General features: G+C 69.9%; 11 protein-coding genes. 6 read left to right on the top strand and 5 right to left on the bottom strand.

Annotated features, from left to right (window positions below; translation table 11 throughout):
* The first annotated feature begins 32 nt into the window (after positions 1–32).
* Positions 33–1,838 (top strand): DEAD/DEAH box helicase, encoded by a 1,806-nt coding sequence (locus BI335_RS16555; RefSeq protein ID WP_094428671.1) that lies wholly within the window; start codon positions 33–35, stop codon positions 1,836–1,838.
* Here the strand turns inward: BI335_RS16555 and hutG are convergent, their stop codons facing one another.
* The 5 genes from hutG to BI335_RS16530 form a co-directional block, all read right to left on the bottom strand.
* A complete protein-coding gene (hutG, locus tag BI335_RS16550; RefSeq protein WP_094432240.1) occupies positions 1,839–2,783 on the bottom strand; it encodes a formimidoylglutamase in 945 nt (314 codons plus the stop codon).
* Positions 2,784–2,801: 18 nt separating this feature from the next.
* The gene (locus BI335_RS16545) at positions 2,802–3,905 is read right to left on the bottom strand and encodes a serine/threonine-protein kinase (RefSeq protein WP_094432238.1); all 1,104 of its coding nucleotides are present in this window, start codon (positions 3,903–3,905) and stop codon (positions 2,802–2,804) included.
* A 55-nt stretch (positions 3,906–3,960) separates the two neighbouring features.
* Complete coding sequence (locus tag BI335_RS16540) at positions 3,961–5,268, bottom strand: ABC transporter substrate-binding protein (protein ID WP_094355794.1); 1,308 nt, start codon at positions 5,266–5,268, stop codon at positions 3,961–3,963.
* 126 nt (positions 5,269–5,394) lie between these two features.
* A complete protein-coding gene (locus BI335_RS16535; protein ID WP_094432236.1) occupies positions 5,395–6,681 on the bottom strand; it encodes a sulfatase family protein in 1,287 nt (428 codons plus the stop codon).
* A gap of 3 nt (positions 6,682–6,684) precedes the next feature.
* Entirely contained in the window at positions 6,685–7,170 is a 486-nt protein-coding gene (locus BI335_RS16530; protein ID WP_229118129.1) for an Lrp/AsnC family transcriptional regulator, read from the bottom strand.
* A gap of 102 nt (positions 7,171–7,272) precedes the next feature.
* Here BI335_RS16530 and hppD point away from each other — a divergent pair, with 102 nt between their 5' ends.
* From hppD to BI335_RS16505, 5 genes are all read left to right on the top strand, one after another.
* Complete coding sequence (gene hppD, locus BI335_RS16525; RefSeq protein WP_094432384.1) at positions 7,273–8,487, top strand: 4-hydroxyphenylpyruvate dioxygenase; 1,215 nt, start codon at positions 7,273–7,275, stop codon at positions 8,485–8,487.
* A gap of 243 nt (positions 8,488–8,730) precedes the next feature.
* Positions 8,731–9,735, top strand: a complete 1,005-nt coding sequence (locus tag BI335_RS16520) for a DUF2332 domain-containing protein (protein ID WP_094432234.1) — start codon at positions 8,731–8,733, stop codon at positions 9,733–9,735.
* A 28-nt stretch (positions 9,736–9,763) separates the two neighbouring features.
* Entirely contained in the window at positions 9,764–10,624 is an 861-nt protein-coding gene (locus BI335_RS16515) for an RDD family protein (RefSeq protein ID WP_094432232.1), read from the top strand.
* 4 nt (positions 10,625–10,628) lie between these two features.
* On the top strand, positions 10,629–12,800 hold the full coding sequence (gene malQ / locus BI335_RS16510) for a 4-alpha-glucanotransferase (protein ID WP_094432230.1): 2,172 nt from the start codon (positions 10,629–10,631) through the stop codon (positions 12,798–12,800).
* A 36-nt stretch (positions 12,801–12,836) separates the two neighbouring features.
* Positions 12,837–13,649 (top strand): helix-turn-helix domain-containing protein, encoded by an 813-nt coding sequence (locus BI335_RS16505; protein WP_094432228.1) that lies wholly within the window; start codon positions 12,837–12,839, stop codon positions 13,647–13,649.
* Position 13,650 lies beyond the last annotated feature (1 nt).

Below are 13,650 nucleotides of genomic sequence, written 5' to 3'. Positions count from 1 at the left end.
CGATTCGAGTTGGTTGGGGGAGCGGCTCTAACATGGGGCCAGTGAGTGAGCCCGACCTGTTCAGCGACAGCGATGTCCCTGATCTGCAGGCCAAGGGCCTCTCCCCGGCGTTCCCGCAGAAGGCCGCCTGGGGCACGGTCAAGACGCTGCGCGCCTGGCAGGCCGCGGCGCTGGCGAAGTATCGCGAGGAGAATCCGCGGGACTTCCTCGCCGTCGCCACCCCGGGTGCGGGCAAGACCTCCTTCGCGCTCACCCTGGCCGCCGACCTGCTGCAGCGCCGGGTGATCCAGCGGATCATCGTGGTCGCCCCGACCGAGCACCTGAAGACCCAGTGGGCCGAGGCCGCGCACCGGGTCGGCATCAACATCGACCCGAACTTCGGCAGCAAGCAGGGGAAGAGCTCCCGCGAGTTCGACGGGTTCGCGCTGACCTACGCCGGTGTGGCCACCAATCCGCTGGCGCTGCGGATCCGGGTCGAGCAGGCGAACACGCTGGTGATCCTGGACGAGGTGCACCATGCCGGCGACGCGCTCAGCTGGGGCGAATCGGTGCGTGAGGCCTTCGATCCGGCCCGCCGCCGGCTGATGCTGACCGGCACCCCGTTCCGCTCCGATACCAACCCGATTCCCTTCGTGCGTTACGAACCCGACGGCCGGGGTGGGCTGCGCTCGGTCGCCGACTATTCCTACGGCTATGGGGAGGCGCTCGCCGACCACATCGTGCGCCCGGTGCTGTTCCTGTCCTATTCCGGTGACATGAGCTGGAAGACCCGCGCGGGGGAGGAGGTCGCCGCCCGGCTCGGGACCCCGCTCACCAAGGACCTGGAATCCCAGGCCCTGCGGACCGCGCTGGACCCGCAGGGCGCCTGGATCCCGGCGGTGCTGCAGGCCGCGGACACCCGGTTGAGCGAGGTGCGCCGGCACGTCCCGGACGCCGGGGGACTGGTGATCGCCACCGACCAGGAACGCGCCCGGGCGTACGCCGCCATCCTGAAGCGGATCACCGGCAAGCAGCCCACCGTGGTGCTCTCCGACGAGGCCGGTGCGAGCAAGAAGATCTCGAAGTTCGCCGAGTCCGACGAACGCTGGATGGTCGCGGTCCGGATGGTCTCCGAGGGGGTCGACGTGCCGCGGCTGGCGGTCGGGGTGTACGCCACCACCACGATGACCCCGCTGTTCTTCGCCCAGGCGGTCGGCCGGTTCGTCCGCGCCCGGACCCGCGGCGAGACCGCCTCGGTGTTCGTGCCCAGTGTGTCGAATCTGCTGCGCTATGCCGCCGACATGGAGGTGCAGCGCGACCACGTGTTGAAGATCTCCGGGGGCGCGGACAACGAGGAGGAGCTGATGCTCGCCGAGGCGCAGCGCGAGGAAGAGGCCTCCAGCGAGCTGGTCGAGGAGCAGGGCGAGTTCACCGCGCTGGCCAGCGAGGCCGACTTCGACAAGGTGGTTTTCGACGGCGCCGACTTCGGCCTGCAGGCGATGGCCGGCTCCGCCGAGGAGCAGGACTATCTCGGCATCCCCGGACTGCTGGAACCCGACCAGGTCCGCGACCTGCTGCAGCGCCGCCAGCACGAGCACTTCAGCCGCGCCTCGGCCGCCGGTGGTGAGCAGCAGCAACGGGCCGTCGGGCAGGCCACCCACCGCCGACTCCGCGACCTGCGCAAGGAGCTCAACGGCCTGGTCGGCGCCTGGCACCACCGCACCAACCAGCCGCACGGGGTGATCCACACCCAGCTCCGCGAGGCCACCGGCGGCCCGCCGACCGCCGCCGCCGACGAGGATCAGCTGCAGCAGCGGATCGACCTGATCCGCGAGTGGGCGATCAGTCGGAAGAGCTGATCACTCCGCCCAGTTCGTCACCACCTCGTGGATGATCCGGGCCGCGGTCCGCGCGGTCCGGGAATCCTGGTCGAACAGCGGGTTCAGTTCGGCGATGTCCAGCAGCGCCAACCGGCCGCTGCGGGCGACCTGGGCGACCACCTGGAGCAGGACCGTCAGCGGGATGCCGAGGCCGGCCGGGGCGCTCACTCCGGGTGCGACCGCGGCCGGCAGACAGTCCAGATCGACGGTCAGGTGCACCACGTCCACCCGGTCCAGGAAGCCGCCGACCTGCTCAGCGATCGCTGCCTGGTCGGTCTGCTGGCAGTCGACGTCCAGGCGGTACTCGGCACCGATCCGGTCCGCGGTCGCGAACAGGTCGCTGGTGTTGGCCGAGCGCGCGATCCCCAGCACCAGATAGTCCAGCCGCCGGCCGGCACGGTGCTCGTCCTCGGCGATCTGCCGGAACGGGGTGCCTGAGGTCGCCCGCTCAGCCCGACGCAGATCGAAGTGCGCATCGAGATTGAGTACGCCGAGCCGGCGGCCGTCCAGCCGCCCGCCCGCCCGCAGGCCCAGATAGCTGGCACGGGCCACCTCGTGGCCGCCGCCGAGCACCACCACCGGGCGGTGCGCGCCCAGCGCCGATCCGGTATGGGCGCCGAGCCCCCGTTGGCCGGTTTCCAGATCGGTGTCGACGACCACGTCGCCGAGATCGGTGATCGTCAGTCCCTCGGGCACCGCGAGCGGGGCCAGCGCGCGGCGCAGGGCAGCGGGGCCGTCGGCCGCACCCGGGCGGCCCCGGTTGCGGCGCACCCCCTCATCACTGCGGAAGCCGATCAGCACCGGTCCCGACCCGGCATCCGCACCGACCGTCACGACCTGGTGCCAGCGCGGCCCGGTGCCGGGGCCGTCGTCGCGGCCGGTCCAGGATTCGGCGGGGGTGAGCGGTTCGGGAATCGCTGTCATGCAAGGGACTCTAGGGCCTCAGCCCAGGGCGACGATCGTCAGTGCGATCACCCCGAGGAAGACCAGCAGGGCGATCAGCCCGACCAGGGTCCAGTGCTGCCACAGCGGGGTGTCGTCCTCCTCTGCCACCGGCAGCGGGCCGTGCACCTGGCTGATCCCCGAGGGATGGGTGGTCGGCGGCAGGCTGGTCGGGGTCGGCGGGATGGACGCCGAGTGCGGCCAGTGCGGCGGCGGGCCACTCGGCAGCTGACCATCCGGCAGCGGGCCGGCCAGCCGGGGGCGCACCTGGGTGCTCTGGATCCGCTCCGGCATCGGCAGCTGGGCGGCGGCCCGGTCGAGTTCCTCGGCCATGATCTCCGCGCTCGGCGGACGCAGTGCCGGGTCGAAGGAGAGGGCGGCGATCAGCACCTCGTCGAGCCGCGGCGGCGTACCGAGCACCGGGGACAGCAGCGGCGGCATCGTACCCGGCGGGCGCCGCAACAGATCCTGCACCGAGCGGACCGGGAACGGCGGCTGCCCGGTCAGCACCGCATAGGTGACGCACGCCATCGCGTACAGATCGCTGCGCGGCCCGAGCGGATCACCGGTCGCCTGCTCGGGGGCCATGTACGCCGGGGTGCCGGCGGTCATCGTCGCCCCGGCCTGCTCGACCATCTCCTTGGCCACCCCGAGATCGGCGAGCATCACCCGCAGCGACCCGGAGGAGCGATCCAGCAGCAGATTGCCCGGGGTGACGTCGCGATGCACCACCTGGGCCCGGTGCACCACCGCCAGCGCGCGGCAGGCCTCCGCGCACAGATGCAGTGCGGTCGCCGGATCGGTCGGTTCCCGGCGCAGATCCTGCAGCGACCCGGCATCGCAGTGGTCCATCACGAAGTAGGGGCGGCCGTCGGGCAGCGACCCGATGTCATAGACCCGCACCACCCGGGGATCGCGGATCCGGCGCATCAACCGGGCCTCGGCCAAGAAGCGGTTGCGCACATTGTCGTTGCCCGCCCAGTTGTCGGCCAGGATCTTCACCGCGACATCGACGTCGAGATCGTCGTCGCGGCCCAGCCAGACCGTCGCGAAGGACCCGGCGCCGATGCGCCGGACCAAGCGATAGCGGCCTACTGTCTCCATGGTGAAGACATTGTGACGTATCGCCGGTCCGGCACCCCTCGGTGAGGGGCAGCGATCACTTGATCAGCGTGTCCAACCTCGTCTGCAGCTCGGTCAGCGCCTGATCCGGCTTCTTCTGCCCCTGCAGGGCGCCATAGACGGAATCCTGGATGGCCACGGTGACATCGCCGTACTTGACCACCACCGGCCGCGGCTGCGCGGTCTTCAACGAATCGAGCAGCGTCGGCATGTAGTTCAGCTTCTCGGTGATCACCGGATCGGTGTAGATCGATGCCCGCGCCGCGGCCCGGGAGGTGGCCAGGGTGCGCTGCTGCATCGTCTCGTTCGAGGTCATGTACTTGATGAAGTCGACCGCGGTGCCCTTGTTCCGGCCGAACTGGCTCACCGCCAGATTCTGACCGCCGAGGCTGGACACCCCGGTGGAACCACCGGGCAGGGCCGGGATCTTGGTGACATCGAACTTGCCGGCGACCTGGGAGGACCCGTCGGTCTTGGAGGCGAGCGAGTAGACGTGCGGCCAGTTGCGCATGAAGACCAGCTTGCCGCTCTGGAACGCCTGCCGGCTCTCCTCCTCCTTCCAGGTCATCGCGGCCCGGGGAATCGTGCCGTCGTTGAAGGAGTCGACCATCCACTGCAGACCCTGGGTGGCCTGCGGGGTGTTCACCATCGCCTTGGTGCCGGCGCTGTCCACGAGCTGGCCGCCGGAGCCGCCGACGGCCTCCTGGAAGTTCACCGTGAGGCCCTCGTACTTGTTGAACTGGCCGCCGTAGCAGTCCAGCCCGGCCCCCTGCGGAGTCGCCTTCACCTGGGCGCAGATCTGCTTCAGCTCATCCATCGTGGTCGGCGGCTTGGCGCCCACCGCGTCCAGCAGATCCTTGCGGTAATAGAGAAGCGCGCCGTTGGTGACCTGCGGCACGGCGTACAGCTTGTTGCGGTACTTGCCGGTCTCGACCGCGGGCGCCAGCATCGCGTCCAACTCGAACTGGGCCGGATCGAGTTCGGTGATCCACTGGTTCGCGGCGAACTCGGCGGTCCAGATGATGTCGGTGCCGAGCACGGCGTAGTCGGGGTTCTTGGTCTGGAAGGCCTGCAGCATCACGTTGCGCTGCTGATCGGCCGAATCGGGCAACTCGACCAGCGTCACCTTCTCGTTGGGATTCCTGGCGTTCCAGGTGTCCAACTCCTTCTGCATGTTGCCGGTGGTGTCCTTGCCGACCACGAAGCTGATCGGCCCGCGCTCGGAGAAGTCGGCCGGCGCGGGGCCGGAGGAACTCGGCGAACTGTTGTTGGAACAGGCGGCGGCGGTCAGCAGCAGCAGGGCCGCGGCAGCGGCGGAGCCGATGCGCACGTACGGGTTCGACATTGGACCTCCAGATACGTCGTCGATCAGGTGACCAGATGGTAGTGCCGCGCGGACGGTGCGCGACCGTGTCCAGCGGGTGGTCCCCTCATCCCACCGGTACCCGCGGCCGGCCCGACCTATCCGCGCTCAGACGACCTGGGCGCTGACCTGGTCCGGATCGACCCAGAAACCCTCGGGTGCCGGGACGGGACCGGCGAGCAACGGGTCGTCGGTACGCCGCATCCAGGCCGCGAGCCGCTGCCGCAGCTCGGTCTCGATCTCGGCGTACGCCGGCAGGCCGGCCAGGTTGGTGCCCTCACCGGGGTCGAGGGCCAGATCGTAGAGCTCGGCGAACGGCCGCTCCCGATCCGGCCAATCCGCCGCCAGCCAGCTCTCCTTGCTCGGTGAGTCGTCGGTGTTGGCCGGGGTCGGCAGCCCGCGGGTGCTGAACCGCTGCACGTATTTCCAGCGCCGGGTGCGGATCGCGCGCTGCGGGTCGTAGGCGACGTGCCAGGTCAGCTCGGAATACACCTCCTCGTTGATCTCACCGCCGTCGAGCACGCCGAGGAAGGAGCGGCCCTGCACCCAGTCGGGCACCTCGATCCCGAGCAGCTCGCAGAGGGTGGGGAAGATGTCGATCTGGGAGACCAGCGCGTCGCAGACCCGGCCTCCGCGGAAGCCCGGGCCGCGCAGCAGCAGCATCACCCCGGTGCCCCGGTCGCTCAGTGTGCCCTTCATCCCGGGCAGTGGGATGCCGTGGTCGGTGGTGACGATGATCAGCGTGTTCTCGGTCAGGCCGGCGGCGTCGAGCGCGGCCAGCACCCGGCCGAGTGCGGCATCGGCGACCCGGGCGGAGGCGTGGAAGCCGGCCATGTCGGCGCGGGTGGCGGGCCCGTCGGCGACCGTGGGGGCGGGCGCCACCCAGCGCTCGTCATCCGGCGGGTAGCCGAACAACTGCCCGTCGATCGGATGGGTGTGGGTCTCCACCAGGCCGATCGACAGGAAGAACGGCCGGTCGTGCTCGCGGGCCAGGTACGCCTCGGCGGGCGGCAGCACCCAGTCGGCGCGCACGTCCTCGGTGTCGAAGACCTCGTCGTAACCGAGGGTGTGCGGATCGGCGGACACGTGCTGCTGGCCGACCATCGCGGTGTGGTAGCCGGCGGCCCGCAGCGTGTGCAGCAGGTGCTGGCCGTTGTCGTGCAGTCCGAATCCGCGGTGCGCCAGCCCGAGCATCCCCGCGGTGTGCGGTGCCTGGCCGGTGAGCAGGGCGGCGCGGCTGGGGGAGCAGGTGGGCGCTGCGGCGTACGCCTGCCGGAAGACGACGCCGTCGCCGGCCAGGCGCTGCAGGTTCGGGGTCGGCACCGCGTGACCATAGGGGGCGATGTAGCGGCCGGTGTCGTGGGTGTGGAAGTAGATGATGTTGGGTCGTTGCACGGGTCAATCCTTACCGGTGTGCTGCACGAGTGGTCCGGTGCGGTGCCCGAACTCGCGTTCCAGCCCGATCAGGGTCGAGGTGCGCAGCACCCCGGCATCGGTGTGCATCTGGTCGATCACCCGCTGCACGTCGGCGTTCGAGCGGGCCACCACCCGCACCCACAGGTCACCGTCACCGGTGATCGTCCAGCACTCCAGCACCTCGGGGATCGACTCCAGATGCTCGGCGACCCGGCGCCGGCCGGCGCCCTGGTCGATCTCGCAGGTGACGAAGGCGGTCACCCGGTAGCCGAGGGCCTGCGGGGACACCGTGGGTGCCCAGTCGGTGATCACTCCGTTGGACTGCATCCGTTCCAACCGGGCCTGCACCGTGCCGCGGGCCACCCGGAGCCGCCGGCTGGCCTCCAGGACGCCGAGCCGCGGCTCGGCCGCGAACAGCGCGAGAATGCGACGGTCCAGTTCGTCTATCGGGTGAGTGACGCTGGTCACGTTGTCTCCTAGGGTCCACACTGACTCCCGCTAATTGGTCAGAATGTACACCTGGATGAGCATCGCTTGCGCAGATTGTTGCCGATTCGCAGCATCTACTTCATGACTGACCTGCTGACCAATGAAGAACGCCTCGCCGAGCTTGACCTGTCCCAGCTCCGACAGCTCGTCGGTCTGGTCGAGTACGACGCCGACTCCGACCCGTTCCCGGTGACCGGCTGGGACGCCATGGTGTGGGTGGTGGGCAATGCCACCCAGGCCGCCCACTACTTCCAGACCGCCTACGGCATGGAGCTGATCGGCTACCAGGGCCCGGAGCAGGGCGTACGCGACCACAAGGCGTACGTGCTGAAGTCCGGCGCGATCAAGTTCGTGCTCAAGGGCGTCGTCGCTCCCGACTCGCCGCTGGCCGAGCACCACCGCAAGCACGGCGACGGTGTCCAGGACATCTCGCTGACCGTGCCCGATGTGGACAAGTGCATCGAGCACGCCCGCAAGGTCGGTGCCACCATCCTGGTCGAGCCGCACGATCTGAGCGATGAGCACGGCACCGTCCGGATGGCGACCATCCAGGCGTACGGCGACACCGTGCACACCCTGGTGGACCGCAAGGACTACAACGGCGTCTACCTGCCGGGTTATGTCGAGAAGACCTCGACCTACCGCAAGCCCGAGGGTGCGCCGAAGCGGATCTTCCAGGCGCTGGACCACATCGTCGGCAACGTCGAACTCGGCAAGATGGACGAGTGGGTGGAGTTCTACAACAAGGTGATGGGCTTCACCAACATGGCCGAGTTCATCGGCGACGACATCGCCACCGACTACTCCGCGCTGATGAGCAAGGTCGTCGCCAACGGCAACCACCGGGTCAAGTTCCCGCTCAACGAGCCGGCGGTGGCGAAGAAGAAGTCGCAGATCGATGAGTACCTGGAGTTCTATGACGGTGCCGGCCCGCAGCACCTGGCGCTGGCCACCAACGACATCCTGGCCACCGTCGACTACATGCGCGCCCAGGGCGTCGAGTTCCTGCAGACCCCGGATTCCTACTACGAAGACCCGGAGCTGCGGGAGCGGATCGGTGAGGTCCGGGTGCCGATCGAGGAGTTGCAGAAGCGCGGCATCCTGGTCGACCGCGACGAGGACGGCTACCTGCTGCAGATCTTCACCACCAACTCCGGCGACCGCCCGACGGTCTTCTTCGAGCTGATCGAGCGGCACGGTTCGCTGGGCTTCGGCAAGGGCAACTTCAAGGCCCTCTTCGAGGCCATCGAGCGTGACCAGGAGAAGCGCGGCAACCTCTCCGACTACGACGCCTGACGCTCATCGCGTAGTGCGGCATGCGCAGCGAAGCGGAGCAATGCCGCGCGAGTCGAGTTGAGTTGCGCGGCGGTTGGGCGAGCGGGGTACGAGCGAGTCGAAGCCCTGCGTGAAACCACCCTCCGGTGCGTGAAACCCCCACTGCAGTGGGGGTTTCACGCCACTGTGGGTGGTTTCACCGATGTCGCTCAGCGGTGGTACTTGCACCGGTCCTCGGGCGGGTCCGCGGGCTAGGGTGCGGCCATGAAGGGATCGCATTTCTACGCCGACGCGGCCATCGCGGAGCTGTACGCCTGGTTCGCCGAGGAGGCGGTGGGTTCGTCACCGACCTGGCAGCGGCTCTGCGAATGGATCGCCACCGACCCGGCCGCCGAACCGCTGCGGGAGCGTCTCGACAAGTTGCCCGGGACCAAGCGGCAGCCCAATCTTTTCCTTGGGGGATTGCGATTCCTCGACGCGCCGACCGAACCGGGTGGCGCGCTGCTCGACTGGGTCGGTGACCACTGGCCCGCGCTCGAACAGGTGATCCTGACCCGCGGCACGCAGACCAACGAGCCCGGCCGCTGCGCCCCCCTGCTGCCCGCGTTGGCCGATCTGCCCGGGCCGCTCGCCCTGATCGAGATCGGCATGTCGGCGGGGCTCTGTCTGGTCCCCGATCGGTACGCCTATCGCTGGCTGCTGCCCGATGGCGGGGTGCACACCCTCGGTGACGGTGCCCCCGAGCTGACCTGCCGCATCGACACCGGGCAGCAGTGCGAGTCGAAGCCGCCGCTGCCCGAGACGATGCCGGAGATCGTCTGGCGGGCCGGGATCGACCTCAACCCGCTCGACCCCGCCGACGCCGAGGACGCCCGCTGGCTGCGTGCGCTGGTCTGGCCGGATCAGCCCGAGCGCGAGCAGCGACTCGCGACCGCCCTCGACACCGCTGCCGGCGTACCCGTCACCCGCGTCCGCGGGGACCTGCTCGCCGAACTCCCCGGGTTGGTCGAGCGAGCTCCCGCCGGTGCCACCGTGGTCGTCTTCGGGTCGGCGGTGCTGGCCTATCTGCAGCGCGAGGACCGGCAGCGCTATCTCGACCTGGTCGAAGGGCTGGGCGTGCAGTGGATCGCCAACGAGGGGGAGCGGGTGGTCCCGGGGGTCGGCGAGCGGGCGCCCGCCTGGGACGGGCCGCCCTCGTTCGTGCTGTCCCGCGACGGCGTACCGCTGGCCCGGACCGGCCCGCACGGGCAGTACCTGAGCTGGCTGTGACCAGCCACCCGGCCCCTACACTGGCCCCGTGAGCGACGAGATCCCGGTAGGCAGCCCGCCCGCGCCCCCCGGTCGGCACGCGGCCCCCGGTGGCTGGTATCCCGACCCCGCGCGCGATGGTCAGGAGCGCTACTGGGACGGCTGGCAGTGGACCCGGAACACCCGCCCGATGGAGCAGTCGGCGCCTGCCGCCCAGCCGGGCGCGTACGGCCAGCAACCCGGGTACGGTCAGCAGGGTCATGGCCAGCAGGGTTATGGCCAGCAGGGGTATGGGCAGCAGCCGGGTGGCTACGGTCAGGCCCCCTACGGCCAACCCGGTCAAGGCATGCAGCCCGCATACGGCCGCCCGGGACCGATGGCCACCACGGCCGACGGAGTGCCGTTGGCCAGTTGGGGCTGGCGCCTGCTGGCCTTCGTGATCGACTGGATGCTGCTCTCCCTGGTCACCAACGGGATCGCCCAGGTGACCGGGTTGAATGCGGCCATCTCCCGGTCGATGAGTGCCTACGAGGCCTACCTCACCGAGGTGATGACCACCGGCACCCAGCTCGACCTGGGCCAGGTGGTCCAGCTGATCGTCACCCCGCAGATGGTCGCCGTGCAGGCCCTGACCCTGGTCGCCTTCATCGTCTACCAGGCGCTGATGCTGCGCTCCCGCGGCGCGACCCTGGGCAAGCTCGCCACCGGGTTGCGGGTGGTGCCCCTCGGGCAGGGCCGCAGCCCCCGCGGTCTGCGCTGGGGGACCGCGGTGATCCGCCCGCTGGTCACCCAGCTGATGGGTCTGGTCCCGCTGCTCGGCCTGCTCGACTATCTCTTCCCGCTCTGGGACCGGAACCGGCAGGCGCTGCACGACAAGCCGGCCCGCACCCAGGTCGTCCGGGAGCGCTGAGGCCGTGAGCGGATCGGACACCCCCGAGGGTGCGGCCAGCCCAGCTCCCGCCCTCGCCGCGCTGGCGGCCGCCCACGGCGTCGCCACCGAATTCCTGGACTGGAAGGATCGGCCCACCACCGTCGCCGCCGAGACCCTGACCGCGGTGCTCACCGCACTCGGTGTCGAGGTGAGCGATCCGGAGGCCGCGCTCGCCGAGCATCGGAACGCCGGCTGGCGACGGATGCTGCCGTCCTGTCTGGTCCTCACCGAGGGCGATCTGCGTGAGGTCGTCGTGCACGTACCGGCCGGCGATCCGGTCACGGTGCGCCTCGAGCTGGAGGACGGCACGACGCGCGAGCTGGTCCAGCTCGAGAACTGGGAACCCGACCGCGAGATCGACGGCCAGCTGCTCGGCGAGGCGAGCTTCGCACTGCCCGCGGATCTGCCGCTGGGTTATCACACGCTGCGCGCCGATTCCGGTGAGCTGGATGCCACCGGCACGCTGATCGTCACCCCGAAGTTCCTCGGATTTCCCGCCAGTCTGGGAAAACGGCGCACCTGGGGGTTGGCGACCCAGCTCTACAGCGTGCGGTCGAACGGATCGTGGGGGATCGGCGACCTGACCGATCTCACCGATCTGGCCGTCTGGTCGGCGAGCCAATACCGGGCCGGATACGTGCTGGTGAACCCGATGCACGCGGCCGAACCGCAGGTGCCGATGGAGCCCTCCCCGTATCTGCCGACCAGCCGGCGGTTCTTCAACCCGATCTATCTGCGGGTGGAGGCGATCGCCGAGTACGCCGACCTGCAGCCCGGTGAGCGGGCCCGGATCCGCGGCCTGTTCGACCAGGTGCAGCGCCGCGTCGTTGAGCTGGACGCGATCGACCGCAACCAGGTCTGGTTGGCCAAGGAGCCCGCCCTGCGGCTGGTGCACGCCGCCGGTCGACGACCCGGTCGGGAGTACGCCTTCGCGGCCTATCGTGACCGGGAGGGTCAGGGGCTGCTCGACTTCGCCACCTGGAGCGCGCTGAGCCTCGCCCTCGGCCCCGACTGGCGGCAGTGGCCGGAGGAGTACCAGAGCCCGGAAACCTCTGCGGTGCAACGATTCCGGGACGAGAATGACGAGGAGATCGAGTTCCATCAGTGGCTGCAGTGGTGCCTGGACGAACAGTTCCGCACCGCGCAGGCCGCTGCTGTCGAGGCGGGCATGGAGCTCGGCATCGTGCACGACCTCGCGGTCGGGGTGAACCCCGCCGGGGCGGACGCCTGGGCGCTCGGTTCCGCTTTCGCGGGATCGGTCTCGGTCGGCGCACCGCCGGACCAGTTCACCCAGCGCGGGCAGGACTGGGGGCAGCCGCCGCTGCGTCCCGATCGCCTGGTGGAGTTGGCGTACCGGCCGTTCCGCGACATGGTCGCCGGAATCCTGCGGCACGCCGGCGGCATCCGGGTGGACCACATCATCGGCCTGTTCCGGCTCTGGTGGGTGCCGCTCGGGCTGCCCGCGACGATGGGCACCTACGTGCGTTACGACCACGAGGCGATGATCGGAATCCTCGCCCTGGAAGCACATCGGGCCGGTGCTCTGGTCGTCGGGGAGGATCTCGGCACAGTCGAACCGTGGGTCCGTGACTACCTCTCGGCGCGCGGGATCCTGGGCACCTCGATCCTCTGGTTCGAACAGGACTGGGAGGTCCCCGGCGGGCGCCCCTACGAACCGGACGAATGGCGCGAATACTGTCTGGCCTCGGTGACCACCCACGATCTGCCGCCGACACTCGGCTACCTGGCCGGCGATCATGTCCGGTTGCGACACCGGCTCGGGCTGCTCACCGACTCGCTGGATCAGGAGCTGGAGCACGACCGTGGTGAGCGGGAGCAATGGATGAAGGTGCTGCACCGCCACGGTCTGATCGACGCCGACGAGGACGGCACGAAGGACCCCGCCGCGGTGGTGCTGGCGCTGCACCGCTTCCTGCTGCTCACCCGCTCCCGGATGCTGAACCTGTCCCTCACCGACGCCGTCGGCGACCGCCGCACCCAGAACCAGCCGGGCACCACCAACGAGTACCCGAACTGGCGGGTCCCGCTCACCGGCCCCGACGGTGAGCCGATGCTGCTCGAGGACGTGTTCACCAGCGACCGGGCCGCGGCCGCCTGCAGGCTGATGGACGAGGGCATCAACGGCGAATCCTGACGCACCTCGAGGAGCGCCAGGTTCTAGACTGCAGGCATGGCTGGGGGCGTACGCCCGGTGCATCCGGGTCTGCGGGGCCTGCTCGCCGGGCCGATGGTCGGCTACGACCTGATCACCGACCCACGGGCGGTGCACTTCGGGGTGCCCTCGCCCGGGGCGACGGTGATCCTCGCCTTCGCCGAACCCATCGATGTCGGCTGGGCCCACGATCCCGGCCGCTCCGAGCAGAACTGGTTCATGGTCGCCGGGCTGCACACCAGACCGTCCCTGGTGCATACCCACGGCCGCCAGTGCGGCATCCAGCTTTCGCTTACGCCACAGGGGTTCCGGAGCTTCTTCGGGACGCCGATCGGTGCGCTGGCGAACGATCTCACGGGTGCTGCCGAGCTCGGCGTACCGACCGCGGTGCACGACCGGATCGCCGGCGCGACCGATTGGGAGACCCGATTCGACCTGCTCGAGGCGCAGCTGCTCTCCCGCGCCGGTGACCGGGTCAGCACCGTCCCGGCCGAACTCGACCATGCCTGGCACCTGCTGGGACGCCCCGGGGCGCGGATCGAGGCCGTCGCCGCCGAGGTGGGCTGGTCCCGACGGCAACTGCAGAACCGCTGCCGCCAGGAGTTCGGCCTCCCCCCGAAGCAACTCGCCCGGGTGGCCCGTTTCGATCGTGCCCGCGGCGCGGTCCGGGCCGGACTCGCCCTGGCGGAAGCCGCGTACCGCTTCGGTTTCAGCGACCAGGCGCACCTGAGCCGGGAATGGTCCGAACTCTGCGGCCTGTCACCGCGGCGCTCGCTGGCCGATGACTTCCCAATCCTTCAAGACGATCCGCGCACCCAGGAAGCACGCTGAT

It is taken from the genome of Enemella evansiae (assembly GCF_002250705.1).
Lineage (GTDB): Bacteria > Actinomycetota > Actinomycetes > Propionibacteriales > Propionibacteriaceae > Enemella > Enemella evansiae.
This window is presented reverse-complemented; position numbering and strand designations above follow the sequence as displayed.

Excerpts from the sequence above, each read along its gene's own strand:
- hppD (WP_094432384.1), top strand. The coding sequence starts at position 7,273 with ATGACTGACCTGCTGACCAATGAAGAACGCCTCGCCGAGCTTGACCTG.
- BI335_RS16520 (WP_094432234.1), top strand. The coding sequence starts at position 8,731 with ATGAAGGGATCGCATTTCTACGCCGACGCGGCCATCGCGGAGCTGTAC.
- BI335_RS16505 (WP_094432228.1), top strand. The coding sequence starts at position 12,837 with ATGGCTGGGGGCGTACGCCCGGTGCATCCGGGTCTGCGGGGCCTGCTC.
- BI335_RS16540 (WP_094355794.1), bottom strand. The coding sequence starts at position 5,268 with ATGTCGAACCCGTACGTGCGCATCGGCTCCGCCGCTGCCGCGGCCCTG.
- BI335_RS16545 (WP_094432238.1), bottom strand. The coding sequence starts at position 3,905 with ATGGAGACAGTAGGCCGCTATCGCTTGGTCCGGCGCATCGGCGCCGGG.
- BI335_RS16555 (WP_094428671.1), top strand. The coding sequence starts at position 33 with ATGGGGCCAGTGAGTGAGCCCGACCTGTTCAGCGACAGCGATGTCCCT.
- hutG (WP_094432240.1), bottom strand. The coding sequence starts at position 2,783 with ATGACAGCGATTCCCGAACCGCTCACCCCCGCCGAATCCTGGACCGGC.